Consider the following 25,941-nt stretch of genomic DNA (forward strand, 5'->3'; position numbering starts at 1 on the left):
TCTACCAAACACTTGTTAGGGAAGAGCGCTGGAGAAGAACCGACCGAAGAGGTGGGCCACTGATGGACCTCGACTTCACCGCCGGGGAAGAGGAGTTCAGGCGGCGGGCGCGCGACTGGCTCGCCGGGCATGTGCCCGCCGAGCCGCTGCCGTCACTGGAGACCCGGGAGGGGTTCGCGGCCCACCGCGCCTGGGAGGGCGAGCTCGCGGCCGACCGCTGGTCGGTGGTCTCGTGGCCCGAGGAGTTCGGCGGGCAGGGCGTCGACATCGTCAAGTGGCTGATATTCGAGGAGGAGTACTTCGCCGCCGGCGGGCCGGGACGGGTCTCGCAGAACGGCATCAACCTCCTCGCGCCGGCCCTCTTCGACTTCGGCACCGACGAGCAGCGCGCACGGGTACTGCCCCCGATGGCGAGCGGCGAGGTGATCTGGGCGCAGGCCTGGTCCGAGCCCGAGGCGGGCTCGGACCTGGCGTCGCTGCGCTCCACCGCACGCCGCTCGGAAGGAGGTTGGCTGATCAGCGGCCAGAAGACCTGGTCGTCGCGGGCCGCGTTCGCCGACCGCGCGTTCGGCCTGTTCCGCAGTGATCCGTACGAGAACAACGAGGGCAAGCCGCACCGGGGCCTGACGTATCTGATGTTCCCGCTCGACGCGGACGGCGTGACCGTCCACCCCATCGGGCGCCTCGACGGCAAGCCCGCGTTCGCGGAGCTCTTCCTCGACGACGTCTTCGTGCCGGACGAGGACGTGATCGGTGAGCCGGGCCAGGGCTGGCGTATCGCCATGTCGACGACGGGCGACGAACGCGGCCTGACGCTGCGCTCCCCCGGCCGCTTCGTCGCGACGGCCGACCGTCTTGTGCGGCAGTGGCGCGCGCACGGCGACCCCACGGACACCGCGCTGCGCGACCGGGTCGCCGACGCCGTGATCGGGGCCCGTGCCTATCAGCTGTTCACCTGGGCCAACGCCTCGCGCTTCGCGGCGGGCGAGACGATCGGCGCGGAATCGAGTTTGAACAAGGTCTTCTGGTCCGAGTACGACATCGCGCTGCACGAGACCGCGCTCGATCTCCTGGGCTCGGAGGGTGAGTTGACGGAAGCGGACGGGGACGGCGACAGCGACGGACGCGGCGAATGGGCCGAGGGGTACGTCTTCTCGCTCGCCGGGCCGATCTACGCGGGCACGAACGAGATCCAGCGCGACATCATCGCCGAGCGGCTGCTCGGACTTCCGAAGGGACGCCGCTGATGAGGTTCCTCCTCGACGACGAGCAGCGCGAGTTCGCGCGCTCGCTCGACGCGATGCTGACGGCGGCGGACACCCCGACCGCCGCGAGGGCGTGGGCCGCCGGGGACCACACGCCGGGGCGTGCCGTGTGGGGGCGCCTCGCGGACGCGGGCGTGTTCGCCCTGGCCGCCCCCGAGGAGTACGAGGGGATGGGGCTGCTCCCGGTCGACATGGCCGTCGCCTTGGTGGAGTTGGGACGGCATGCGGTGCCGGGACCGGTGGTCGAGACGGTCGCGGCGGGCGCGCTGCTCGCCCGCCTCGCCGCACTGGGTGAGGCGGCCCCGGCCAAACGGCTCCTTGCACCCATCGCCTCCGGGGAGGCCGTCGCGACGCTCACTCTCCCCGAAGGGGGGCCGTTCGCCCTCGACGCGGACGCGGCGACGCTGCGGCTGACCGCGGCCGACGGCGAGTTGCGCCTGGCCTCCGGGCACGCGCGCGTGGAGCGGTCGTTGGACCCGGTGCGGCGTCTCGCCCGGCTCCGGCCCGGCGAACTCCTCGCCACGGGCCCGGCGGTGACAGAGGCTTGCCGGCACGCGGCCGACTGGGCCTCGCTCGCGACGGCCGCGCAGGCCTTGGGGGTTGGGCTCGCGCTGCTCGACAGGACGGTCGCGTACGTGAAGCAGCGGACCCAGTTCGGCACGCCGATCGGCGGCTTCCAGGCGGTCAAGCACCGGCTCGCGGACGTCCTGATAGGCCTTGAGTTCGCCCGACCCCTCCTGTTCGGGGCGGCGTTGACCCTGGAGACGGCGGATGTGGCCGCGGCGAAGGCGGCGTCGGGCGAAGCCGCGTACGGCGCCGCGCGGGCGGCTCTGCAACTGCACGGGGCCATCGGTTACACCGCTGAGTACGACCTGTCGCTGTGGCTCACCAAGGCGCGGGCGCTGCGCGGTGCTTGGGGCAGTCCCGGGGAATGCCGACGGCTGGTGTTGTCCGGGGTTCGGGGCGGTTGATCGTCAGCCACCTGTGCATATGATCGACAGCATGGCACTGCGACTTGTTAACGTGAATCTCAAGGCTCGGGATGACTCCGCGCTCGGCCGGTTCTGGGCGGAGGCGCTCGGCTGGGGCACCTCCAGCGAGGGGCCCGGGGTCACCAACGTCGAACCCGTCGGCGTCGCCTGGCCGGACCCCTCCGCCATCTGCGTCGATGTCGTCACCGTCCCGGACCCCGAGACGGTGAAGTACCGCGTGCACATGGATCTGGCCACCACCTCCGAGGCCCATCAGGCGGAGCTGGTCGCGCGCCTGAAGGAGCTCGGTGCGACGCCCGCCGACGTGGGCCAGGGTGACGTCCCGTGGACGGTCCTCGCCGACCCGGAGGGCAACGTGTTCTGCGTGCTGGAGCCTCGGGAGCTCTACCGGGACACCGGGCCGGTCGCCGCGATCGTGGTCGACTGCGCCGACCCGCGGGCCATGGCCCGGTTCTGGGACGAGGCGATGGACTGGACCCTGCACGAGGTGACCGACGACCACGCGCGGATGCGTTCATCCAAGGGGGTCGGCCCGTATCTGGAGTTCATCCGCACGTCCGGCGAGAAGACCATGACGAGCCGCGCCCATCTCGACGTGGCGCCGTACGCCGATGACGACAAGGCGACGGAGGTGGCCCGGCTTCGGGCGCTGGGTGCCACGGACGCCGATGTCGGCCAGGGCGACGTGCCGTGGTCGTGCCTCGCCGACCCGGAAGGCAACGACTTCTGCGTCCTCTCCCTGCGCTGACGCGGAGCTTCCGCAGGCCGCGGGCCGCGCGACGGCTCCGCGGCACCGAGGTGGTGGGCCCAGCACTCGGGGCAGTGCCGCTTGCGTCAGGAGCAGCCTTTGAGGAGCGTCGGTTCGGGTGAGGTTCGTGCGGCGCACCTGAGGGTGCGGACCTGACGATCCCGTGGTGGGCAGGGACAAGTCGCCCCTCCCGCTGTGTCGATGGCCTGAACTGGTTCGTACGTGCGAGTGCGCGCGCCCCTTTGTCGCTGCGATGATCAAACGCACTGGTGAGGAGAGCGAAAGGGGCAGCACGTGCGCGTAATCGGGCTGATGTCGGGGACTTCGTACGACGCCATCGACGCCGCGGCGGCCGACCTGACGATCGACGGTGACCGCCTGCTGCTCTCCCCACTGGGCCTGATCACCCGCGGGTACGACGAGGAGTTGCGGACGTCGCTCGGCGCCGCGCTGCCACCCGCCTCCACCACGCTGGCCGACGTCTGCCGCCTCGACACCCTCATCGGTCGGGCCTTCGCCGCGGCGGCGGCCGAGGCGGACCGCGAACTGTGCGACGGACGCGCCGAGTTGGTGGCCTCGCACGGACAGACGGTCTACCACTGGGTGGAGGACGGCCGGGCAGTCGGCACCCTGCAGATCGGGCAGCCCGCGTGGATCGCCGAGGCGACGGGGCTCCCGGTGGTCGCCGACTTCCGCCCCCGCGACATCGCCGCGGGCGGCCAGGGCGCACCCCTGGTCAGCATCGTCGACCGGATGTGGCTGCGCGGCAGGCCCGGCGCCCCGGCCGCCCTGAACCTCGGCGGCATCGCCAACATCACCGCCCCGGACGGCACCGCATTCGACACGGGCCCCGCGAACGCGCTCATCGACGCCGCCGTGCGCGAGCTGACGCGGGAGCGCCTCACGTACGACGTGGACGGCGAGATGGCCGCGCGCGGCACGGTCGACGAGGGGCTGCTCACGGTCCTGCTCGCCGAGCCGTACTACGCGCGTCCCGCCCCGAAGACCACCGGCAAGGAGCTCTTCCATCTGCCCTATCTACGGGCGGCGCTCACCGGGTACGAGTCGCTCGCCCCGCAGGATGTCGTCGCCACGCTCACCCGTCTGACCGCCCGCACGGTCGCCGACGCCGTCAGGGCGGTGAACGCCTCCGAGGTCATCGCCTCCGGCGGCGGCACGCGCAACCCGACGCTGATGGCGTTCCTTCGGGCCGAGTTGGGGGCCGCGTCGCTGGGGGCCGGGCCGGGGGGCGAGGTGCCGGTGCGCACCTCCGACGAGCTCGGGCTGCCATCCGCGGCGAAGGAGGCGTACGCCTTCGCGGTCCTCGGTTTTCTGACGGCGCACGGACTGCCCGGGACGGTGCCGCAGAGTACGGGGGCCCGGCATGCGAGCGTGCTGGGGTCGATCACTCCGGGGCGGGCCGGGGTGCGGGTGCCCGCTCCTGAGGGAGGCGGGCCGGTGCGGTTGGTGGTGAACGGGCGGGGACGGTGAACTCGCCACGCCCTCCGGGGAGTACGGCGGCGAGCAGGGCGCCCCGACCACCCGAGTACAGCGGGCGAACGGCGACCTCCGTAGAGGCCCCCTCTCATCCCACTTTCACCGAATGCTCATACCCTGACGCCCATGACCCAGGTAACCCCTCCCGGCTGGTACCCCGACCCCGGCCAGACGACTGACGGCCCCCGTACCGAACGCTGGTGGGACGGGAACGTATGGACGGACCAGGTCCGCGCGGTGGGATCCGCCGCCGGGTGGGACGGTTCCGCTCCGGCGGCTTCCCCGGCCTATCCGCCCACCGCCCCGACCGGCGCCCCGGGCGCGTATCCGGCCTACCCCGCCTATCCGGGCCGGCCCACCGCCGCACGGCGCGGCCTGCGCACCGGCATAGCCGTGGGCGTGGCCCTCGTGGTCCTGGCCGGGATAGGCGGTGGCGTCTACTTCCTGACCGCTGACGACGACAACGGGGACAGCGACAACACCGCCAACCCGCCGTCGTCTTCCGCCCCCTCGAAGCCCGGCGTGCCCCAGGACCCGCAGGACCCGCAGGACCCCGAGCAGTCCCAGCCCCCCGGCGGCGGCCCGTCCGCCGGCCCGCCGAGCGAAGAGGGGTACGCCACGGACATGCTCAGCGGTGTCAGCCTCCCGGTGCCGGACGGCTGGACCGGCGCGAGCGGCCAGGAAGGCGGCGCCTCGGTGACCACGGGCCCCTATCCCTGCCCCAGGGAGGCCTCCAAGACCTGTACGCGCGGCGGCGCGTACGCCGGACTCGCCGAGGGATTCAAGATCGACGCCAAGACGGCGGAGGCTGCCGCCAAGGCCGACATCGCCGCCAACGCCAAGGAGTCATACGGCGGCAAGACCTACGGCAAGATCACCTCGCACAAGGAGCTGGAGTCCAAGGCGGTCACCGTGGCGGGCGAGAAGGGCTACCTCGTGCGCTGGAAGGCCGTCACCGAGAAGAGCGACGACGGCTACGTCCAGTCGCTGGCCTTCCCCTCCCCGACCCTGAAGTCCCAGCTCGTCATCGTCCGCTTCGGCATCGACGTCAACGACAAGTCCCCGAAGCTGTCCGTCATGGACGAGATCACCAAGGGGATCAAGGCCGCGGCGGGCGGCGGGGGCGGCAACGGCCAGGAAGTCTGACGGGACGTCGCGGCTCCGGCTCGCGCGGCTCCGGCTCCGGCTCCGGCTCACGCGGCTCCGGCCGGGGAACGTCGGAGCCGGGCGGGCGGAACCACGAGGGGTTCCGCCCGCCCGGCCAGGAGCGGCCACGCCACCCCCGTCCCCACGGTGCGGCGCGGCAGGCAGATCGGGGCCCGTCATCCACCGGGCCCCGGTCCACGATCAGGTGGGTCCGGTCAGACCCAGTGCGGGCAGCACGCACGCCTCCACGAAGTCGGACAGATACTCCTCGTCCGCTTGCTTGCCCTCGAGGACGGGCCGGGCCCGGACCACGCCCATGAGCTGAGCCGTGATGAACCGCGTGGCCGGATGGTCCGCGGCGATCTCGCCCCGGGCCACTCCCCGCTCGACCAGGTCGTCAAGCGCACGGGTCTCCGGCTCCACCAGCGCTTCGCGCAGCGCGCTGCGCAGATCCTCGTCCTGAAGGACCGCGTGGCTCAGCGCCTGGACCAGCATGCTGTCCCGGGTCGACCACTCCCCCGCGGCCCGCGCCGCCTCGCGCAGATCACCGGCGAGCGTGCCGGTGTCGATGCCCGCGAACCGCACGCAACGGTTGGCGCGCAGCGCGGCGGCCACGAACTGGGGCTTCGTCTTCCACTGGCGGTAGAGCGTGGACTTGCTGCACCGGGTGGTCGATGCGACGCCCTCCATGGTCACGGCGTCGTACCCACACTCGCGGAGCTGGTCGAGGACGGCGTCGTAGAACTCCTGCTCACGCTCGGGCGTGATCTTGGAACGGCGCGACGAGCCCACGAGGTCCGCTGTGCTCGCGTCTGCTGCCCGGTCCGGCGACGTCATGGCTCTTCTCCTCGGTGCGGTGGTTTCGACCGACCCTATCGATACGCCAGTGTACCGGTACGCATCCGTATCGGTACACTGGCGTATCGGTACACTGACGTATCGATGAGTGGGGCGCTCCACGACTGCGCGAGGCGCTTGTCCACTCACTACCCGCACCACCCAGTCATCACGTAAAGGGGCCGGGGGATGGAATCCCGAACCGAGCCTGCCGAAAGGGAACCGGACATAGCCCTCCGGGAGCCGGACACCTCTGCCCGACCGCCCCTCGTCCGCGAGCTCCTCCTCGTCGTAGGACTCTTCCTCGTCTACAAATTCGGCCGGCAGCTGGCCAACGGCCACACCGGCGAGGCCTTCCGCAACGCCCACCACGTGTGGGACGCCGAACGCACCCTGCGCCTGCCGGGCGAGGACGCGGTCCAGGACGCGCTGCTCAGCAGCGACACCCTCGTGCACATCGCGAACACCTACTACGCGAGCGTGCACTTCCCGGCCACCGCGCTGTTCCTGATCTGGCTCTACCTGCGCCGTCCCCGGCACTACGTCTGGAGCCGCCGGGTGCTCGCCGCGCTGACCGCGGCGGCCCTCGTGCTCCATCTGACCTTTCCTCTGGCGCCGCCCAGGCTGCTGGACGCGACGGGGCTCGTGGACACCGGCCAGGTGTACGGGCCGACCGTCTACGGCTCCACCCCCCAGACCGACTCGATGGCAAACCAGTTCGCCGCGATGCCGTCCCTGCACTTCGGCTGGGCGCTGATGCTCGCCGTCGGACTCATCGCCGCGACCTCATCGCGGTGGCGGTGGCTGTGGCTGCTGCATCCGCTGATCACCCTGCTCGTGGTCGTCGGGACCGCCAACCACTACTGGCTCGACGCCCTCGTGGCGACCGCGCTGCTCGGCGTCGCGCTCGCCGTGATCAAGCTGCCGGACGCCGCGCGCTCGCTCGTCGTACGGCGGCACGCGCCCGCCCGCGAGCCGGCCGTCCCCGGGATGCGGCGATGAACGCCACCCTCGTCGCCGTCGCGCTCTCGCTCGTCTCCGCCGCCGCGTACGCCTGCGCCGCCGTCGCCCAGGAACGCCTCGCCGCCCGCGTCACAGCCCCCGGCAACGGCTTCCTGCGGCTGTTCGGCAGCGGCGCCTGGTGGTCGTCCGTCGGGCTCAACGCGTCCGCTGCCCTGCTGCACGTGGCGGCCCTGAAATACGGTCCGCTCACCCTGGTCCAGCCACTCGGCGCGCTCACCCTGGTCGCCGCCGTACCGCTGGGCGCGCGGCTCGCGGGGCGGCGCGTCACCCCGCTGGAGTGGCGCGGCACGGGGCTCACGCTCATCGGCCTCGGAGCCCTGCTCCTCACCGCTTCCGGCCCCGCGCCCGACGACACGCTGACCCTGACGGAGGCGCTGGCCGTCGCGGGCGCGACGATGGCCGTGATCGGCGTCCTGTCGCGTCCGGGTACACGGCCGGGGCTGCGCCACGCGACGGCTTCCGGGTTCGCTTCGGGCGTCGCGTCCGCGCTCACCCAGACCGTGACGGTCGCCGCGACGGACCGCTCGGGCCCGCTGCTCGGCCCGCAGGTGATCGTCGTGGCGCTGCTCGTCGCCTCCTTCGCCGTGGGCGGCCTCTTCCTGTCCCAGACCGCTTACCGCGGGGGCCTCGGGGCGCCGCTCGCCGTCGTCACCCTGGCCAACCCGGTGGCCGCCGCCGCCATCGGCCTGACCCTGCTCGGCGAGCGCCTGCAGGGGGGCGTGGCCGGTCTCTTCCTGGCAGCCGGGGGTGCGGGAATCGCGGCGTACGGCGTGGTGGTCCTGTCACGGTCGCCGCGGGAGGCGTCGGCGTCCCGGGCGCCTTCGGAGTTGTCCTCGGAGGACTTCCTGCCCTCCGTTCCAGGACAGACGGAACCTGCGGCGCTGCACCTGTCACGCCACTGAAACGGCATGACGCGACGTACGGGGGGGCGAAGGCATCTTGCGATGGTCCGCTGAGTTCACCGTATGAAGGCTGGTCCGCCTCAGTGATCATTCAGAGGGGCGGAGTGCCGCGACTTCTTCGCGGTCGGCGCCGCCGATCGACTGAGCGCACGTGGCGCGGCCGCAGGTGCCGGCCGCCCTGCAGGGCGGCGCCTCAGCCGTCGCCGACGACCACAAGCCCGGGGCAAGTCAGCCTCGGTCGACCCTCTCAAGCCGCTCGCGCAAGGCGCGTCGGCGTTCGCCAGCATGGCCGCACCCTTCGTCAACGCGGCCAGCGATGTCATGTTCCCGAGGTCATAGGAACCGCCGAGGGAGAACATCTGGGGGGCGTAGGGGCCGCCGTCGGAGCTGTAGTCCGACGGCGGCCCCTTCAGGTGCTCGGGCAGATGCTCGGGCAGATGCTCAGGCGGAGATGATCGCCGGGTCGCTGACCCCGGCCCGGCCGTTCTCCACGTGCCCGGCGAAGCGTCGCAGGAAGGTGGCGTCCGCGTCGGACTTCACCGTCACGTCGTACCAGCGCTTGCTCGCCCGCAGGTCGACAGTGTGCTCGACGGTGCTGCCCGCCTTCACCTTGAACGTCTGTGCCGCGCCGCCGTAGGCGTTGGAGACGCTGAGGTTCACGTCGGCGCTCCCCGCGTTCCTCAGGGTCAGCCTGAGATTGCCGGTGGCCTTGTCGTGGCGGGCTGCCACCTCCGGGCCCGCGGTCTTGCCGGGCCCCTTGAAGACGCGCAGGAAGCCGTTCGGCCCGAACACCGACAGGTCGTACGCGCCCTTCGAGTACGCCGTGTTCCAGGTGTCGGAGATCGTCCTGCCGGCCTCCGTGGTGTACGTCCAGGGCCCGTCCGTGCGGTTGCCGGAGCGGACGTGGAAGCAGGCGCCGGCCGCGTCGCCGCCGCTGAAGGTGAGTGTGAACTTCCCGTCGGCGGGCACTCCCGTTCCGTCCACCAGCGGTACGTACGGCAGCGGGCGCGCGGGCCGGGAGCCGGTCTCCTGCTTGGGCAGGTTCGCCTTCGCGGGAGCCTTGGGCACATAGTCGGGGTGGCGCTCGTTGTCCGGCGGCTCGTAGGCGTCGGTGTCCGGCAGCTGCGCGGGCTCGGTGTCCTTGCCCGCGAAGTCGAAGGCGGAGGTGAGGTCACCGCAGATCGCACGCCGCCACGGCGAGATGTTCGGCTCCCGCACGCCGAAGCGCTTCTCCATGAACCGGATGATCGACGTGTGGTCGAAGACCTCGGAGTTCACGAAGCCGCCGGTGCTCCACGGCGAGACGACGACCATCGGGACGCGCTGGCCGAGGCCGTAGTGTCCGGCGGCGTACTGCGCGTTGCCGGGGAAGTGGTCGAGCTTCGTGTCCACGGTGGACAGGCCCTGGTCGGCGGAGGACGGGACGTACGGCGGGACGACGTGGTCGAAGTAGCCGTCGTTCTCGTCGTACGTGATGAACAGCGCGGTCTTCGCCCACACGGCGGGGTTGGAGGTGAGCGCGTCCAGGACCTGCGCGATGTACCAGGCGCCGAAGTTCACCGGCCAGTTGGGGTGCTCGGTGAAGGCCTCGGGCGCGGCGATGTAGGAGACCTGGGGGAGCTTGTCGGCCTTGACGTCGGCCTTCAGGAGGTCGAAGTAGCCGTCGCCCGCCTTCACGTTCGTGCCGGTGCGCGCCTTGTCGTAGAGGGGGTCGCCGGGCTTGGCGTTGCGGTACTTGTTGAAGTAGAGCAGCGAGTTGTCGCCGTAGTTGCCGCGGTAGGCGTCGTCTATCCAGCCCCAGTGCCCGGCCGCGTCCAGGCCATCGCCGATGTCCTGGTAGACCTTCCAGGAGACCCCGGCCTGTTCCAGGCGCTCGGCGTACGTCGTCCAGTCGTAGCCGAGTTCCTGGTTGCCGAGGACCGGGCCGCCGCCCTTGCCGTCGTTGCCGACGTGGCCCGTGAGCATGTAGTAGCGGTTGGGGTCGGTGGCCCCCATGAACGAACAGTGGTAGTCGTCGCAGACGGTGAACGCGTCGGCGAGGGCGTAGTGGAACGGAATGTCGTCGCGCGTCAGGTACGCCATCGTCCGCTCGGACTTGGCGGCGATCCAGTTGTCGTACTTGCCGTTGCCGAAGGCGCTGTGGCCGCCCGCCCAGTCGTGGTCGAGGCCCGCGATGAACTGCATGCCGAGGTCCTCGGCGTCCGGGTGGAAGGGCAGCACCTCCTTGCCGCCGCCCGACTGGTTCCAGACGGGTTTGCCGCTTGGCAGAGTCACCGGGCGCGGGTCGCCGAAGCCGCGTACACCCTTCATCGTGCCGAAGTAGTGGTCGAAGGAACGGTTCTCCTGCATCAGGACGATGACGTGCTCGACGTCCTCGATGGAACCGGAGCGGCGCTGGGCGGGCAGAGCGGCGGCGCGGGCGATGCTCTGCGAGAGCGTCGCGAATGCTGCGGTGCCGCCCGCGAGTTGCATGAACCGGCGCCGATTGAGTTCTGGCATGAGTGGATTCGACCTCGTGGTGTGGGGTGTGGGGGACGTGAGCGGGTGAAGTGTTTCAAGGGGAGCAAGGATGAGGGAAGGGGCTGTGACCTGGATGTGAAGAGAAGTCCAACCCTTGGTGGGCAGGACACAAGGCCTGACCTTATGAGGACCAAAGTCCCGTATTTGACATATGTGTACTGACATGCCTGACTTGGCTCTGCACCGCTCGATGGTGCGTTCTTCCGTGTTCCGCGATCGCAAGGAGGTGTTCGGGATGAGTCCCGAAGGAAGTCCTTGCGTCAGCGCCACGTCTCACTGAAGCGGTTCCGCCTTCCCGGCCGAGCTCCGCTTTCCCGGCTGAGGCGTCATGCCGCCCAGCCCCCTTTTCCGTCACGCGGTAGTACACCCGCGGCGATACGCCGTGTCTGCTGACTGACGGCACCCATCACAACCACGTCCCTGTGCGCGGGCGTGCTTCGCCATGCCCCCGCACGGAGGGAGGTCTGCCATGAACAAGCTGATTCCCCAGGTACGCCCGGCTCCCCCGGGCGAGAACCCCAGCCTCACCACACCCCGCGTCCCCGACGGCCGCCGCGAGCGCAAGGCCGCCGAGCTGGACGCCCGCACCCGCGAAGTCGGCGTCCGCCTCGCCGAGTTGAGCGCCACGCCTGCCCGCGATGTCCTGCGGCACCTCGGCACGGGCACCCGCGGACTGCGCCAGGACCAGGTCCTCGAGCGCCTGGAGCGGCACGGCGAGAACACCGTCGCCAAGGAGCGCGCGCCGCACTGGACCGCGCAGCTCGCCAGGTCCTTCCGCAACCCCTTCATCGGCGTACTGGTCGCGCTCGCCGCGGTCATGTACTGGCAGGACCCGGCCGACCCCGGCGTCTGGATCCTCACCTCGATGGTGCTGGTCAGCGGAGTGCTGCGGTTCTGGCAGGAGTTCCGCTCGACCCGGTCGGCCCAGGCGCTGAAAGCCCTGGTCACCACATCCTGCGCGGTCCAGCGCCGGTGGAGCGAGCGCCCCGGCACCGAAGAGATCCCGATGGAGCAGGTCGTCCCCGGCGACCTCGTGAAGCTCGCCGCGGGCGACATGGTCCCCGCCGATCTGCGGCTGCTCACCGCCAAGGACCTGATGGTCGGTCAGGCCGCCCTGTCGGGCGAGTCGCTCCCGGTGGCCAAGGCGGACACGCGCGCCCCCGACCTGGGGCAGAGCACGACCACCGACCCCGTCGAGGCCGACAACCTCTGCCTGATGGGTACGTCGGTGACCTCGGGCACGGCGACCGGCGTGGCCGTCGCCACGGGTGCGGAGACCTACTTCGGCTCGATGGCGGGCGCCCTGGCCGGCGACCGGCCGCAGACCGCCTTCGACCTCGGTGTACGGCGGGTCAGCTTCCTGCTCATCCGCTTCATGCTGGTGATGGTCCCGATCGTCTTCGCGATCAACGGCTTCACCAAGGGCGACTGGGACCAGGCGCTGCTGTTCTCGATCTCGGTGGCGGTCGGGCTCACTCCCGAGATGCTGCCGATGGTGGTCTCGGCGAACCTGGCGCGGGGCGCGGTCGCGATGTCGAGGCACAAGGTCGTCGTCAAGCAGCTCAACGCGATCCAGAACCTGGGCGCGATGGACGTGCTGTGCACCGACAAGACGGGCACGCTCACCGAGGACCGCATCGTCCTGGACCGCTACCTCGACGCCCACGGTCACGAGGACCGTGAGGTGCTCGAACACGCCTACCTCAACGCGCACTTCCAGACGGGCCTTCGCAACCTCATGGACCAGGCGGTCGTCGACCGCATCGACGAGGCCGAGGAGGTTGTCGTCGACCGGCTCTTCACGATGGTCGACGAGATCCCCTTCGACTTCGCCCGGCGGCGGATGTCCGTCGTGCTGCGCCGCGAGGAGCTGTCAGGTCCGGCCGCCGAGCACACCATCGTCACCAAGGGGGCGGTGGAGGAGGTCCTCGAGCGGTGCGGTCACGTCATGGACCGCGGCGAGCGCGTCGAACTCACCGCCCAACTGCGCGCCCACGTCACGTACATCAGCGAACGCCATAACCGTGAGGGCCTGCGTGTGCTCGCGGTCGCCACGCGCACCGTGCCCGCCGACCGTGACACCTACACGGTGGCGGACGAGTCGGATCTGACCCTTGTCGGGTTCCTGGCGTTCCTGGACCCGCCCAAGCAGGACGCCTCCGAGGCCCTGCGCGCGCTCGCCGGGAACGGCGTCGCGGTCAAGGTCGTCACCGGCGACAACGAACTGGTCGCCGCGCGGGTCTGCGCTGACGTCGGCCTCGACGTCAGCGAGCTGATCACCGGCGCCACGGTCGACCTCGTCGACGACGCGGAGCTGCGCCGTCTGGCCCGTACGACCACGGTGTTCGCGAGGGTCAACCCGGTCCAGAAGGCGCGGATCGTACGGGCCCTGAAGGCCGACGGGCACACGGTCGGGTTCCTCGGTGACGGCATCAACGACGCGGCGGCGCTGCGCGAGGCGGATGTGGGAGTGTCGGTCGACACGGCCGTCGACATCGCCAAGGAGTCCGCGGACATCATCCTCCTGGAGAAGGACCTGATGGTCCTGGAACAGGGTGTGTTGATGGGCCGTCAGACGTTCGGCAACACCATCAAGTACATCAAGATGACGGCGTCGTCGAACTTCGGGAACGTCTTCTCCGTCCTCGTCGCATCGGCGTTCCTGCCCTTCCAGCCGATGCTCGCCATCCACCTCCTGGTGCAGAACCTCTGCTACGACATCAGCCAGCTGTCGATCCCCTGGGACCGGATGGACAAGGAGTACCTGCGCGAGCCCCGCGCATGGGACGCGAAGGGCATCGGCCGGTTCATGATCCGGGTCGGTCCGATCAGCTCGGTCTTCGACATCACCACGTTCCTGGTGATGTGGTACGTCTTCCGGGCGGACTCGCCCGCGCAGCAGACCCTCTTCCAGACGGGCTGGTTCGTGGAGGGCCTGCTGTCGCAGACGCTGATCGTGCACATGATCCGCACGCGCAGGATCCCGTTCATCCAGTCCCGCGCGTCACTGCCAGTGCTCCTGATGACGGGCGCGGTGATGGCCTTCGGCCTCTGGCTGCCGTTCTCGCCGCTGGCTTCGGCCTTGTCGATGCAGCCGCTGCCGATGAGCTACTTCCCGTGGCTGATCGGGACGCTGCTCGCGTACTGCACGCTCACCCAGGTGGTGAAGGGCCGGTACATCCGTCGCTACGGCAGCTGGCTCTGACGGCGATGGCCCACGGGCGGCCCGGTCAGCTCGTGAGGACGACGAGCTGCTGGGTCGCTCGCGTCATCGCGACGTAGCGGTCCACCGCCCCTTCGATCCCCTCACCGAAGTTCTCCGGGTCGATGAGGACGACCAGGTCGAATTCGAGGCCCTTGGAGAGCTCCGGTGTCAGTGACCGGACACGGTCCCTCTCCCGGAAGGCGGGATCGCCGATGACACAGGCGATCCCGTCGGCGTTGGTGGCGAGCCAGCCGTCGAGGACCGTGTCGAGGTCCGTCACCGAGCCGTGCACGACGGGGATGCCGCTGCTGCGGATGGAGGTCGGCACGTTGGCGTCCGGGAGCGCGGCCCGGATGACCGGTTCGGCCTCCGCCATGACCTCTTCCGGCGTCCGGTAGTTGACGCTCAGGGAGGCCACTTCGCTCCGGTCGAGCCCGATCCGCTCAAGACGCTCCTGCCACGACTCCGTGAACCCGTGCCGGGCCTGCGCGCGGTCGCCGACGATGGTGAAGCTGCGGGACGGGCAGCGCAGCAGCAGCATCTGCCACTCCGCGTCGGTCAGCTCCTGGGCCTCGTCCACGACGACGTGCGCGAACGGCCCCGCGAGGCGGTCCGGGTCGGCCGGAGGCAGCTCGGACTCGTCGACCAGGCTGACCTTGGCGTCCTGACCGCGCAACATCGTCACCAGACCCTCGCCGTCGTCACCGTCGGCGCCGGAGGCCGACGCGGCGTCGATGAGGTTGTCGACGACCTGCGCCATCTGTTCGCGCTGGGCGGCGAGGATGGCCTCGTGCCGACGCTTGTGCCGGACCGCCTCCGGGTCGCCGAGCCGCTGTCGTGCCGCGTCCAGGAGCGGCAGGTCGGCCAGCGTCCAGGCCTGGGGAGCCTCCTTGCGCCTCAGCCTGCGCACGTCGTCCGGGGTGAGCCAGGGCGCGCACATCCGCAGATAGGCGGAGTTCGACCACAGGTCTGAGACGAGGTCGGCCGCTTCGAGCAGCGGCCACGCGTGGTGCAGGGTGGTGACCAGCTCCTCGTCGTGCCGCAGCGACCTCTCGAAGAGCTCGCCGGGCACGTCGCCGTCGAGCTTGTCGAGGAGAATCGCGACGAGCTCCTCCCAGATCTGCTCGCGGGCCTCGTTGTGCGGGGTGCCGTGGCCCGCCGCGTCGAACGCCTCGGCCCAGTCGTCCGCGCTCAGCCAGACGTCGGCCCAGTCGGTCGAGACCGTCATCCCCTTGGCGGGCGGCTCCTCGTAGAACCTGACGGCCTTCTCGATCGCCTCCACCATGTCGGCGGACGACTTCAGGCGGGCCACCTCCGGGTCGGTCTCGGCCCCCGCCGTGGCTCCCTCGGTGACGAGGTCCTGCAGGACGCAGGTCTGCACACCCTCCTCCCCGAGGCTGGGCAGGACGTCGGCGACGTAGTTCAGATAGGGCCGGTGCGGGCCGACGAACAGCACGCCGCCCCGGCTGTGCCCGAGACGGGGGTCGGAGTAGAGGAGATAGGCGGACCGGTGCAGGGCGACAACGGTCTTACCCGTGCCCGGGCCGCCGTCGACGACGAGAGCACCCCGGGAACTCGCGCGGATGATGGCGTCCTGGTCGGACTGGATGGTGGCGAGCACGTCACGCATCCGTGCGGACCGGTTGCTGCCCAGGCTGGCGATGAAGGCGGACTGGTCGTCGAGCGCCGCGTGCCCTTCGAGTCCGTCGGCGGTGAACACCTCGTCCCAGTAGTCGCTGATCCGGCCGTCGGTCCAGCGGTATCTCCGGCGGCTCGCCAGACCCATCGGGTCGGCGTGGGTCGCTGCGAAGAACGGCTCGGCCGCGGGGGCACGCCAGTCGAGAAGCAACCGGCGCCCGTCGCTGTCGGTGAGGCCCAGCCGGCCGATGTAGACGGGTTCGGGGTCGTCCGCGGTCACGATGTGGCCGAGGCACAGGTCGAGGCCGAAGCGGCTCAGGGCACGCAGGCGCCCGGTCAGGCGGTGGATCTCCAGGTCCCGGTCCATCGCCTCACGGCCGATGCCACCGGGCGCCCTGCGCTGGGCTTCGAGGCGGTCGGACACGTCGGCGATGGTCTGCTCAAGGCTCTGTTCGATGGCGGCGAAGTGCTTCTCGTCCCGGTCGATGAGCGTCGGGTCGGCCTTGGGGGCGAGGTGGGCAGGAAGGTCGAACGCAGACAGCAACGCAGGCACTTGGTGAATCTCCCGTTTTCGCAGGTCCTGGGCTTAGGCCTGCGATTGTGCGGCATGACGGGGGCCTTGCCGCAAGCCCCCCACTGCGCTATAAATTAAGAGTGGCAAGGAGTGGGAACACCTCCTTGCCTCTTCTCTTTCTCCTCTGCTGCTTCTCCACTGCCGCCGCACTCCAGGTGCCGCGGGCAACCATGCGCGAGGATGTGGCGGGTCGGCGCTTCCAGCGATCGAGGAGAGTCATGACGGTAGGCATCCATGGCACCTGTGCCCCGGGATTCGAGGGCGTACGCGAGGAGTTCGAGCGGAACTTCGTCGAACGCGGCGACCTCGGGGCGGCCGTCGCGGCCACCGTGGACGGCGAGTTCGTCGTCGACCTGTGGGGCGGCGACGCGGACAGGACGGGCACACGCGCGTGGGAGCGCGACACGCTGGTGAACGTGTACTCCACGGCCAAGGGCATGACCGCGCTGTGCGCGCATCTGCTGGTCGACCGGGGCGAGCTCGACCTGGACGCGCCGGTCGCCCGCTACTGGCCGGAGTTCGCCCAGGAGGGCAAGGCCGACATCCCGGTGCGCTGGCTGCTGAGCCATCGCTCCGGAGTGATCGCGCCGCGTGAGCCCATGACGTCGGACGATCTCTACGACTGGGAGAAGGTGTGCGGGGCGCTGGCCGCGACGCCGCCGTGGTGGAAGCCGGGTTCGGCGCAGGGGTACCACGCGGTGGCCTACGGCTATCTGGTCGGTGAGGTCGTCCGGCGGATCACGGGCGTCTCGCTCGGTACGTTCCTGCGGAGCGAGGTCACGGGTCCGCTGGGCGCGGATGTGTACGTCGGCACTCCGGAGAGCGAGCACGGCCGGTGCGCCAACATGGCCAAGGCGCCGGTTTCGGCTTCGGACGGCCCGCGCAGCGTGCTCGGCTCCCCTGCTCCGCCCGCGCCGCCGGTGGCGTCGATCGACGACCACCCGATGGCGGTCGTCACGCTCGCCCTGCAGTACCTGCCCGTCGGCAACGTGAACAGCGCGGCCTACCGGTCGGCCGAGATCCCCGCGTCCAACGGGCACGCGTCCGCCCGTGGTCTCGCGACGGTGTACGCGGCGCTGGGAGGCGGGGAGCTGGTGAGCCCCGCGACGCTGGAGCGGCTCCGGACGCGGCAGGGCGAGCCCGACGAGCCGGACCTGGTGCTCGCGGCGGGCACGGCGTGGGGCGCGAAGTGGGAGTGGGGGCTCGGCTACATGCTGAACCTGTACGGGCAGGCCGGCCCCAACCCGCGGGCCTTCGGACACGGGGGCGTGGGTGGGTCGTACGCGTTCGCCGATCCCGAGAACCGGGTCGCGTACGCGTACGTGATGAACCAGATGGGCGGCGGGACCTCGGGTGAAGATCTTCGGAGCGTGCATTTGGTGGGGGCGCTGTACCGGGGCCTGAAGGGGGGAGCGTGAGGCAAGGAGCGTGAGGCAGGGGGTGGGGGTTCGCGAGCTCGCGAGATCCCGCGAACGCGGGGGGAACGTAATCTGCCCACCATGGAGCAGCACACCCCCCGCCACCGCCCGTCAGGGCAGTACGCCGCCGCCGACACCCGCAGAGCGGCCATCATCGACGCCGCTCTCGCGCTCTTCGCCAAGGCGGGCTATCTGAACTCCTCCCTGGCGAAGATCGCCGAGGAAGCGGGCACGTCCGCCACCGTCATCACCCACCACTTCGGGTCGAAGCAGCGGCTCCTGATGGCGGTGCTCGAAGCCCGCGAGGAGCGCACCGTCCGCACCTTCGGACGGCTCGGCCCCGACTCCGGCGGTGACGACGTGCGCGCGCTGTTCCACGAGGTGCTCGCACTGGCCGCGTACAACCTCACCCAGCCGGGGCTCATCCAGCTCTACACCAAGCTGTCGGCGGAGGCCGGTGATCCCTCGCACCCGGCACACGCCTACTTCAGCGAGCGGTACGAACGCGTCGCGCTCTCCCTCGCCTCCGTGCTGCAACGCTCCGTCGAGGCAGGGCAGTTGAAGCACGGCACCGACCCGCAGGGCATCGCCCGCGAGGTCCTCGCCGTGTCCGACGGGCTCCAGGTCCAGTGGGCCATCGCCGAAGGGCGCCTGGATTTCGTCGGGTTGTACCGAGCCCACCTGGACCGGCTCACCCGAGCACTCACCGTGGACGGCGAGGGACTCGGGTGCGGTGAACCGGCCGGCGGGCCCTCGTCCGCCTAGCGCGCCACCCCCGTCAGCCGGATGTCGCGCGACGATGACCCGACGTACACCGCGCGCCGCCCCTCGGGGCGCACCCAGCGGCCTCGGTCCGTGTCCCAGTACGACAGCTGCCGCTCGGCGACCCGCATCCTGATGCGGCGCGACTCCCCCGCGCGCAGCTCGACGCGGTCGAAGGCGGCCAGCGTCCTCACCGCCATCTCGACGTCGGCGCCGCGCGGCGCACCGACGTACACCTGTGGGACCTCCGCGCCTTCGCGCCGCCCCCGGTTGGTCACCGTGAACGACACCTCGTAGCCCTCGCCCGCCCGGCGCACGGAGAGGTTGCGGTAGCCGAACTCCGTGTAGGACAAGCCGTGCCCGAAGGGGAAGAGGGGCTCGATGTCCGCCTTGTCGAAGCCGCGGTAGCCGGTGAAGATGCCCTCGCTGTACGTGACCACTCCGTCGACGCCGTAGTAGCGCTCGGGGTGGGCCGGGTCCAGGGTGGGGTGGTCCGCGTCCTTCTTCGGCCAGGTCACCGTGGCCTTGCCGCCGGGGTTGGCGCGGCCGGTGAGGAGATCGGCGGTGGACCAGCCGCCCTCCTGGCCGACGTAACCGGTGTGCAGGATGCTGCCGACCTCGCGGCGCCAGGGCATCGTCGCCGGGCAGCCGGTGGTGAGGACGACGACCGTACGCGGGTTGGCCCTGGCCACCGCCGTGATCAGCTCGTCCTGGTGGGCGGGGAGCGTCAGCGTGGTGAGGTCGCCGCTGCCGCCCACCGATCCGCCCGAGCCGTTGAACGCGAAGACGACCGGAGTGTGGACGCGCCGGGCCAGCTTCGCCGCGGCGGCGATCGAAGCGGTGCGCTGCCGCGGCGTCACCCAGGCGAACCGCACCTGGACCGGGCCGCGTTCGGCGATGGTCGCGGCCCAGCCGGTGGCCTTGACGACGACCTGGTAGGACTTGCCGCCGGTGAGTTCGACGGGGTCGGCCTGACCGTTGTCGAGGCCGTCCGTGGTCGGGACGATCGAGGACCACTTGCGCGCGAAGCTGTCGCGGGCGCCGGCCGCGGTCGTCAGCTCCTTGCCGTCGAGGCTCAGCGAGACGGCCGCGCCCCAGCCCTGGATCTTGAGCGCGTACTCGCCGGTGGTGGGCGGCACGAAGGTGCCGGTCCACTCGGCCGTCGTACCGACGGGGAGCGCGTTGTCGCCGACGAAGTCGACGGTCTTGTCGGTCTTGTGCGTCTTGCTTGTGCCGCCGCCTTTGCGCGTCAGGCCCTTGGGGAGGGCGGATGCGGGGACGGCCGTGCCCGTGAGGTCGACGCCGACCTCGTAGGCGATCTTCCGACTGGTGCTGCGGCGCAGCGCGTCGAGCGGGCTGACCAGGCGCTCCTCGAAGCCGTACGCGCGCTCGCCCGAGACCGATGTGGCGACCTGGCCCGCGGTCGGGCCGATGAGCGCGAGGTCGCGCAACGCGGCGTGCGAGAGCGGGAGTCCACCGTCGTTGGCGAGCAACACCGAGCCCTGGGTGGCGACTTCGCGGGCGACACGGGCGCCGGCCCGGACATCGATCTTCCTGCGGGCGGGGACGCGGCTGCCGTCGAGCATGCCGAAGGTGTCGTACTGGCCGAGGATGCGGGAAACGGCGGTGTCCAGGGCGGTCTCGGGGATGGACCCGTCCTTGATGGCCTCCTTCAGGGGCTCCCCGTAGAACGAGCCGTCCCACATCTGCATGTCCTGGCCCGCTTCGAGCGCGGCCGTGGAGTGGGTGGCGCCCCAGTCGGACGTGACGAAGCCCTTGAAGCCGAGTTCGCCGCGGAGGATGTCGGTGAGAGTGGTGCGCTGCTCGGAGTTCCACTCGCCGTTGAGGTGGTTGTACGCCGACATCACCGAGGCGACTCCGGCGCGGACGACCGCCTCGAAGGCGGGCAGGTACAGCTCGTGCAGGGTGCGGTCGTCGACGACGAAGTCGTAGGAGTTCTCCGGCTTCTCGCGGTCGAACTCGTGCAGGCGCTGGTTGTTGGCGAGGAAGTGCTTGGCCTGGGCGAGCATGCCCTGTGCCTGGACGCCCTCGACCTGGGCGGCGCCGATCAGGCCGTTGAGGTAGGGGTCCTCGCCGGACTGGTCCTTGTTCCGGCTGAAGAAGGGCGTGCGGGAGAGCTCGATCTGCGGGGCGAGCAGTACGTCCATGTCGAGGGTGCGGCCCTCGCGGCCCATGACCTCGCCGTACTCGCGGGCGAGTTCGAGGTTGAAGGAGGAGCCGAGTGTCGCGACCGGCGGCAGGCCGGTCGCGGACTTCGTGACGTTCACACCCGCGGGGCCGTCGCTCAGGCGCAGCTCCGGTATGCCGAGGCGCTCGATGCCCGGCAGGTAACCGGCCTGACCCAGTCTTCGAGGGTCGGTCGCGCCGTGGACGAGGCTGATCTTCTCGTCGAGGGTGAGGCGGGCGACGAGCCCCCGGACGCGGCGCGTGGCGGCGGCCGTGCCCGGGGAGGCGGCGGAGTCGGCTGCCGCGGCGGCGGGCGTGGCAGTGGCGATCGGGCCGGCGGCGGCCACGAAGGCGAAGGCGGCTGCGGTGCCGCCCAGTTGCTTCATAAGTTCACGACGGGTGGTGGCGGGCATGGCGGAATGGCCTCCGAACGCGGCTGTGAACGCTGCTCTGGGCATGCCGAACTGGTCGACGACGCCAAGAGCTGAATGCGTCACCCGCGCCAGTGCGGTGTTACGGGGCCTGAGTCTTGATTGGTTGAACGCTTAAGGTCAAGGCTCTCGTCAGCAAAACTTTGGAGGCCGTTCAGTTTTTGGTTCCCGTAGGCCGGGGATCTCGTTGCGGCCTCGTGAACGTGGCGGCTCAGGGGGAATAGCGGGGTGATCACGGCGGTCATCCAAGGAGAAGCACACGTCGTGGCCGCACGGTTCACAGTTTGAAGCGAGGGAGCACATGTCCAAGGCGTACGTATTCACCCGGTTCGGCGGCCCGGAAGTCGAGGCCTTCATCGATCAGGCACTACCGGAGCCGGGCCCCCGTCAACTCCTGGTCGCCGTGCGGGCAGCGGGGGTCAACCCGGTCGACTGGAAGTTGCGCGCGGGCAAGCGGAGGCCGGGGGCGCCGCCCGTCGAGTTCCCCGAAGTGCTGGGCAGCGAGGTCGCCGGCGTGGTCGAAGCCGTCGGCGCGGACGTCGAAGGCTTCGCGGTCGGCGACGCGGTGTTCGGCAATCCGGACACCGGCGGCTACGCCGAGTACACCCTCCTGCCCGCCCCGCTTGCCGCGCACAAGCCGGAGGGCCTGACCTTCGCGGAAGCCGCCGCGCTGCCGGTCGCCGTGGCGACGGCGTACGACGGGCTGCGTCAGTTGGATCTGCCCGCCGGGGCGACGCTGCTGATCACCGGGGTCGGCGGGGGTGTGGGGGTGGCCGCCGCGCAGTTGGCGCGGCACCTCGGCATCCGTGTCGTGGGCACGGCGAGCGCGGGGAAAAGGGACTTCGTCGAGTCGCTGGGCGCGGTGCATGTGCCGGCGGGGCCCGATGTCGCGGACTTGGCGGACCGGGTGCGGGCGGGTGCGCCGGGCGGTCGCGTCGACGCGGTCTTCGATCTGGTGGGCGGTGAGGATCTCGTGGCGGTGGCGTCCCTGCTGCCGCCGGCCGACCGCGAGGGGAAGCTGATCACGGCCGCGGGCAAGGAGACGGTCGGTGAGCTGGGCGGGGCGGCGGTTGCGCGGGCGCGGACCAGTGAGGTCCTGGACGCCGTGGCACGGCTTGCCGTCGACGGGGTGCTGCGGCCTCAGGTGACGGCGGTGTATCCGCTGGAGCGGGCCGGTGCGGCGCTGCGCGCGGTGGAAGGCGGGCATGCGCGGGGCAAGGTGGTGATTGAGGTGGGCGCGTGAGGGCCGGCTGTGCGACCTCGGCGCGCTTCACTGCGGACCCACCGGGGACCCACCGATGGGGCCCCACTTGGACGCCCTCGGGCGCCCCTCCCCGCAGAGGGCACGCCGGCACGCCCCTTGGACGGACGTGTCGCCGAGGGGAGGTCTGCCCGATGCCCCTGAGCTCCGGGCGGCGGAAAAGGGGAAGACGGTCCCCTAGCCGCGTTGGTAGATTCCGGATCATGGAACCTATCGGCGAGAAAGAGATTCGCGCGGCCTTCGTCAATTGCTCCAAGGGCGAAGCCCGCAGACTCACTCTCCCTGCGGGCTTCCCGGACACCCCGTGGTCCGACCTGGACTTCCTCGGTTGGCGGGACCCCAAGGCCCCGGACCGCGGCTACATCGTGACGGAGCGGGACGGCGCCTACGTGGGCATCGCGCTGCGTGCCTCGACAGGCGCCCGCAGGAGCCTGCTCAAGTCCAGCATCTGCTCGGTCTGCGTGACCCCGCAGTCCGGTTCGGGCATCACGCTGCTCGTGGCGCCCCTCGCCGGCCCCGCGGGCCGGCAGGGCAACTCGGCCGGCATCTACATCTGCGCGGACCTCGCCTGTTCCCTCTACGTACGGGGCAAGAAGACCACGGCACTGGCCCGCCGCTTCGAGGAGAGCCTCACCCTGGAGGAGCAGAACGCGCGCACCGTGGCGAACCTGCACGGCTTCCTCGACAAGGTCCTCAATGGCTCGAAGGCGGTGGCCTGACCGCTGACCCTCACGTCGCGCGGGGGTCCACCACCTGCAGCGTGAGCGCCGGCGACGGCGCGGCGATCCCCGGCCCGCCCGCCTCGGCCCACGCGAGTATCTCGTCGATCGAGTCGTCGTCCATGGCGAAGCCGATCCAGACGGCCCGGCCACCTCGCCCGCGCCCGTCCCGCGAGGGCTGTACGACGATGATGTTCGCCTGCCCGCAGGGCCCGAGGCACTCGCTCGTACGCACCGCGAACCGCCCCGCCGATTTCGCGGCGGCGGCACGCATCCGCGCGAGCTGCCAGGCGTGGTCGGTGCCAGGGTGCTTCTGCGCGTTGCCGCAGCAGCAGCCCCTGCACACGACCAGTGTGCAGGGGCGGGCGGCAGCGGATCCGATGGCGATGACGGGGCTCATCCGGTGATCATCTCAGTCCAGGGACTCCTCAGCCCAAGTACCCCAGCCCCGGATGTGCCTCCCCGTACCCCTCCATCAACCTCCGCGCCACCGCCACGGAATCCACCAGCGGGTGCAGCGCGAACGCCTTCACCGCAGTGGCGCGTGAGCCGCTCTCCGCCGCGGCCAGGATCTCTCGTTCCACCGCCTTCACCGCGCACACGAGCCCCGTCGCGTGACCCGGCAGCGGATCCACCGCCATGGGATGCGCGCCGTTGGCGTCGACAGAGCACGGGACCTCGATCACCGCGTCGGTGTCCAGTGCCGAAAGGGTCGTGCGGTTGCGGACGTTGAGGATCAGCGTCGTCCGCTCGTCGCGTGCGATCGCCCGCATCAGGGCGAGGGCGACCTTCTCGTACCCGCCCGACTCGAGGTCCTCGGCCGCACGCTCCCCGACACCCGCGGCCTCCCGGTTCTCGGCCATGTACGTGGCCTCGCGTTCCGCACGTGTCGCGTCCCACGTCTTCAGTGCGGAGGGAGAAGCTGCCGGTCGCTCCAACTCCTCGTAGAAGCGCGCCTGTTGGTCACGCAAGAACGCTCCCCGCGTCTGCTCCGCCTGCTGATAGGCGCGTACCGCCTCGCGGTTGAAGTAGTAGTAGTGCAAGTACTCGTTCGGGATGGCTCCCAAAGACTGGAGCCACTCGGCGCCGAACAGCCGGCCCTCCTCGAACGAGCCCAGCAGCTCCGCGTCGCCGAGGAGCCGCGGCAGTTCGTCGCGTCCCGCGATCCGCAGGCCCCGCAGCCAGCCGAGGTGGTTGAGGCCGACGTAGTCGATGAACGCCTCGTCGGGGTTGCCGCCCAGGATGCGGGCCACGCGGCGGCCCAGGCCCACCGGTGAGTCGCAGATGCCGATGACGCGGTCGCCGATGTGCCGGGACATCGCCTCGGTGACCAGGCCCGCGGGGTTGGTGAAGTTGATGACCCAGGCGTCCGGTGCGAGCTGCCGTACGCGCCGTGCGATGTCGACGGCGACGGGCACGGTCCGCAGGCCGTAGGCGATACCGCCGGCGCCGACCGTTTCCTGCCCGAGGACGCCCTCCGCGAGGGCTACCCGCTCATCGGCCGCTCGCCCCTCCAGGCCTCCGACGCGGATCGCGGAGAAGACGAAGTCCGCGCCCCGCAGGGCCTCGTCCAGGTCGGTGGTGGCGGTCACGGCGGGGGCGTCCGGCACCCCGATCGCCTGCTCGGCCAGCACCCGGGCGACCGCACCGAGCCGTCCCGCGTCCAGGTCGTGCAGCACGACCTCCGTGACCCGCCCTTCGGCACGGTCGCCGAGCAGCGCGCCGTACACGAGCGGAACGCGGAATCCGCCGCCACCGAGAATGACCAGCCTCACGTCTCAACCACCTTCTGTCGGAACCGACGCACGCACATCTGTCGACCTGTCAGAACTCACCCGTCGACAGAGGTCACGTTACGTACGATTGCCCGGCAGCGATCGACCCCCCACGGAGGCAGCGCACCGATGACACCCCTCAAGACGACCTCGAAGACATCCCCGAAGACATCCGCGAAGGCGTCCATCGCCCTGATCGGCGCCTTCGCGCTCGCGATGGCGACCGGCACCGGCGCCGTCGCCGACACCGCCCCGCGATCACCCGGTGGCTGGCAGGAGTCCGGCGTCTCGTCCGTCAACTCCCTCACCGGAAGCCAGGGCCTGGCGAGCCGCGCCGACGGCAGCCTCCTCTACCGGGGCCTCGCCTCGATCCCGCTCGACCTGCGGGCCAAGGGCTGGAGTCATGTCGGCGACCCGGACATATCCGCCGGACACACTGTCGACGCCTATCAGGGCGGCGGTGACGCGAAGTCGAAGATGTTCGCCGTCACGACGCCCGGCGGGAAGCGCTACCTCTACGAGCACCCGCTCGACGCGGGCGAGAAGCTCAACAACTCCTTCGCGGCCGTCTCGCCCGACAGCCAGTGGCTGGTGTCGGGCGAGTGGGGCGACCAGAACCGCCTCCAGGTCTTCCCCGCCCCGCTCCTCAACTCCTCGACCCCGCCGACCGGTGGGGCGCTCCCCCAGGCCGGCCAGATCTCGCTCGACAAGCCGGTCCGTGACATCCAGGGCTGCGACTTCGTCTCCGCCACCCGTCTGGTGTGCGCGTCCAACGACGCGTCGAAGGAGCTGTGGCCCGAGGACCGGCCCGTCCTCCAGGTGGACCTGGCGCACGCGCTCGACGGGAAGCCCGTCACGGGCGAGGTCACGAGCCTGTTCGCCGTGCCGCAACGCAGCATCTGCCGCGGCACGTTCGAGACGGAGGGCGTCGACTACGACTCCGAGCGCCGCACGCTGCGCGCCGAGGTCGTACCGCCGGTGCCGTGCCTGGTAGCGACGTCGGTCTACTCGTACAAGCCGACGACGGGCTGAGCTGACCTG

19 protein-coding genes are annotated in these 25,941 nt (G+C 70.8%); 13 read left to right on the forward strand and 6 right to left on the reverse strand.

Annotated features, from left to right (window positions below; translation table 11 throughout):
* The first annotated feature begins 62 nt into the window (after nucleotides 1-62).
* The 5 genes from ACZ5WE_RS20830 to ACZ5WE_RS20850 all read left to right on the forward strand — a co-directional run bounded on the left by ACZ5WE_RS20830 (nucleotide 63) and on the right by ACZ5WE_RS20850 (nucleotide 5,648).
* Nucleotides 63-1,247 carry an acyl-CoA dehydrogenase family protein gene (locus ACZ5WE_RS20830; protein ID WP_467691098.1) on the forward strand — a complete coding sequence of 395 codons (1,185 nt, stop codon included), beginning with the start codon at nucleotides 63-65 and terminating at the stop codon, nucleotides 1,245-1,247.
* Nucleotides 1,247-2,236: an acyl-CoA dehydrogenase family protein gene (locus tag ACZ5WE_RS20835; RefSeq protein ID WP_467691100.1), complete on the forward strand. Its 990-nt coding sequence runs from the start codon at nucleotides 1,247-1,249 to the stop codon at nucleotides 2,234-2,236. The genes ACZ5WE_RS20830 and ACZ5WE_RS20835 overlap by 1 nt, the downstream gene beginning before the upstream one ends.
* Before the next feature lie 31 nt (nucleotides 2,237-2,267).
* Nucleotides 2,268-3,005, forward strand: a complete 738-nt coding sequence (locus ACZ5WE_RS20840) for a VOC family protein (RefSeq protein ID WP_467691102.1) — start codon at nucleotides 2,268-2,270, stop codon at nucleotides 3,003-3,005.
* A gap of 294 nt (nucleotides 3,006-3,299) precedes the next feature.
* Nucleotides 3,300-4,496, forward strand: coding sequence for an anhydro-N-acetylmuramic acid kinase (locus tag ACZ5WE_RS20845; protein WP_467691104.1), 1,197 nt, complete (start codon nucleotides 3,300-3,302; stop codon nucleotides 4,494-4,496).
* A 132-nt stretch (nucleotides 4,497-4,628) separates the two neighbouring features.
* A complete protein-coding gene (locus tag ACZ5WE_RS20850; protein WP_467691106.1) occupies nucleotides 4,629-5,648 on the forward strand; it encodes a DUF2510 domain-containing protein in 1,020 nt (339 codons plus the stop codon).
* 201 nt (nucleotides 5,649-5,849) lie between these two features.
* On the opposite strand, the gene ACZ5WE_RS20855 is transcribed toward ACZ5WE_RS20850, so the two are convergent.
* Nucleotides 5,850-6,485 (reverse strand): TetR/AcrR family transcriptional regulator, encoded by a 636-nt coding sequence (locus ACZ5WE_RS20855; RefSeq protein WP_467691107.1) that lies wholly within the window; start codon nucleotides 6,483-6,485, stop codon nucleotides 5,850-5,852.
* Between the two features lie 189 nt (nucleotides 6,486-6,674).
* On the opposite strand from ACZ5WE_RS20855, the gene ACZ5WE_RS20860 reads away from it, so the two are divergent.
* Entirely contained in the window at nucleotides 6,675-7,487 is an 813-nt protein-coding gene (locus tag ACZ5WE_RS20860) for a phosphatase PAP2 family protein (RefSeq protein WP_467691108.1), read from the forward strand.
* Entirely contained in the window at nucleotides 7,484-8,410 is a 927-nt protein-coding gene (locus ACZ5WE_RS20865) for a DMT family transporter (RefSeq protein ID WP_467691110.1), read from the forward strand. The genes ACZ5WE_RS20860 and ACZ5WE_RS20865 overlap by 4 nt, the downstream gene beginning before the upstream one ends.
* A 441-nt stretch (nucleotides 8,411-8,851) precedes the next feature.
* Here the strand turns inward: ACZ5WE_RS20865 and ACZ5WE_RS20870 are convergent, their stop codons facing one another.
* On the reverse strand, nucleotides 8,852-10,909 hold the full coding sequence (locus ACZ5WE_RS20870; protein WP_467691111.1) for a phosphocholine-specific phospholipase C: 2,058 nt from the start codon (nucleotides 10,907-10,909) through the stop codon (nucleotides 8,852-8,854).
* A gap of 490 nt (nucleotides 10,910-11,399) precedes the next feature.
* Here ACZ5WE_RS20870 and mgtA point away from each other — a divergent pair, with 490 nt between their 5' ends.
* Nucleotides 11,400-14,135, forward strand: coding sequence for a magnesium-translocating P-type ATPase (gene mgtA, locus ACZ5WE_RS20875; RefSeq protein ID WP_467691112.1), 2,736 nt, complete (start codon nucleotides 11,400-11,402; stop codon nucleotides 14,133-14,135).
* A 25-nt stretch (nucleotides 14,136-14,160) separates the two neighbouring features.
* Here the strand turns inward: mgtA and helR are convergent, their stop codons facing one another.
* Nucleotides 14,161-16,326 (reverse strand): RNA polymerase recycling motor ATPase HelR, encoded by a 2,166-nt coding sequence (gene helR, locus ACZ5WE_RS20880; RefSeq protein ID WP_467691113.1) that lies wholly within the window; start codon nucleotides 16,324-16,326, stop codon nucleotides 14,161-14,163.
* Between the two features lie 239 nt (nucleotides 16,327-16,565).
* Between helR and ACZ5WE_RS20885 the strand changes: the two genes are divergently transcribed.
* Nucleotides 16,566-17,765, forward strand: coding sequence for a serine hydrolase domain-containing protein (locus tag ACZ5WE_RS20885; RefSeq protein WP_467691115.1), 1,200 nt, complete (start codon nucleotides 16,566-16,568; stop codon nucleotides 17,763-17,765).
* 81 nt (nucleotides 17,766-17,846) lie between these two features.
* Entirely contained in the window at nucleotides 17,847-18,530 is a 684-nt protein-coding gene (locus tag ACZ5WE_RS20890) for a TetR/AcrR family transcriptional regulator (protein WP_467691116.1), read from the forward strand.
* On the opposite strand, the gene ACZ5WE_RS20895 is transcribed toward ACZ5WE_RS20890, so the two are convergent.
* Nucleotides 18,527-21,127 carry a glycoside hydrolase family 3 protein gene (locus ACZ5WE_RS20895; protein ID WP_467691117.1) on the reverse strand — a complete coding sequence of 867 codons (2,601 nt, stop codon included), beginning with the start codon at nucleotides 21,125-21,127 and terminating at the stop codon, nucleotides 18,527-18,529. The genes ACZ5WE_RS20890 and ACZ5WE_RS20895 overlap by 4 nt on opposite strands.
* Nucleotides 21,128-21,446: 319 nt before the next feature.
* Here ACZ5WE_RS20895 and ACZ5WE_RS20900 point away from each other — a divergent pair, with 319 nt between their 5' ends.
* Both ACZ5WE_RS20900 and ACZ5WE_RS20905 read left to right on the forward strand, forming a co-directional pair.
* The gene (locus ACZ5WE_RS20900) at nucleotides 21,447-22,388 is read left to right on the forward strand and encodes an NADP-dependent oxidoreductase (RefSeq protein ID WP_467691118.1); all 942 of its coding nucleotides are present in this window, start codon (nucleotides 21,447-21,449) and stop codon (nucleotides 22,386-22,388) included.
* Nucleotides 22,389-22,609: 221 nt separating this feature from the next.
* Nucleotides 22,610-23,125 carry an FBP domain-containing protein gene (locus ACZ5WE_RS20905; protein ID WP_467691119.1) on the forward strand — a complete coding sequence of 172 codons (516 nt, stop codon included), beginning with the start codon at nucleotides 22,610-22,612 and terminating at the stop codon, nucleotides 23,123-23,125.
* A 10-nt stretch (nucleotides 23,126-23,135) separates the two neighbouring features.
* Here ACZ5WE_RS20905 and ACZ5WE_RS20910 read toward each other — a convergent pair whose 3' ends face one another.
* Both ACZ5WE_RS20910 and ACZ5WE_RS20915 read right to left on the reverse strand, forming a co-directional pair.
* On the reverse strand, nucleotides 23,136-23,525 hold the full coding sequence (locus tag ACZ5WE_RS20910) for a (2Fe-2S) ferredoxin domain-containing protein (RefSeq protein ID WP_467691121.1): 390 nt from the start codon (nucleotides 23,523-23,525) through the stop codon (nucleotides 23,136-23,138).
* Between the two features lie 28 nt (nucleotides 23,526-23,553).
* The gene (locus tag ACZ5WE_RS20915) at nucleotides 23,554-24,900 is read right to left on the reverse strand and encodes a 6-phospho-beta-glucosidase (protein ID WP_467691122.1); all 1,347 of its coding nucleotides are present in this window, start codon (nucleotides 24,898-24,900) and stop codon (nucleotides 23,554-23,556) included.
* A 216-nt stretch (nucleotides 24,901-25,116) separates the two neighbouring features.
* On the opposite strand from ACZ5WE_RS20915, the gene ACZ5WE_RS20920 reads away from it, so the two are divergent.
* Nucleotides 25,117-25,932 carry a hypothetical protein gene (locus tag ACZ5WE_RS20920; RefSeq protein WP_467691375.1) on the forward strand — a complete coding sequence of 272 codons (816 nt, stop codon included), beginning with the start codon at nucleotides 25,117-25,119 and terminating at the stop codon, nucleotides 25,930-25,932.
* The last annotated feature ends 9 nt before the right edge of the window (nucleotides 25,933-25,941 follow it).

This window comes from Streptomyces sp. NPDC033180, from assembly GCF_055577645.1.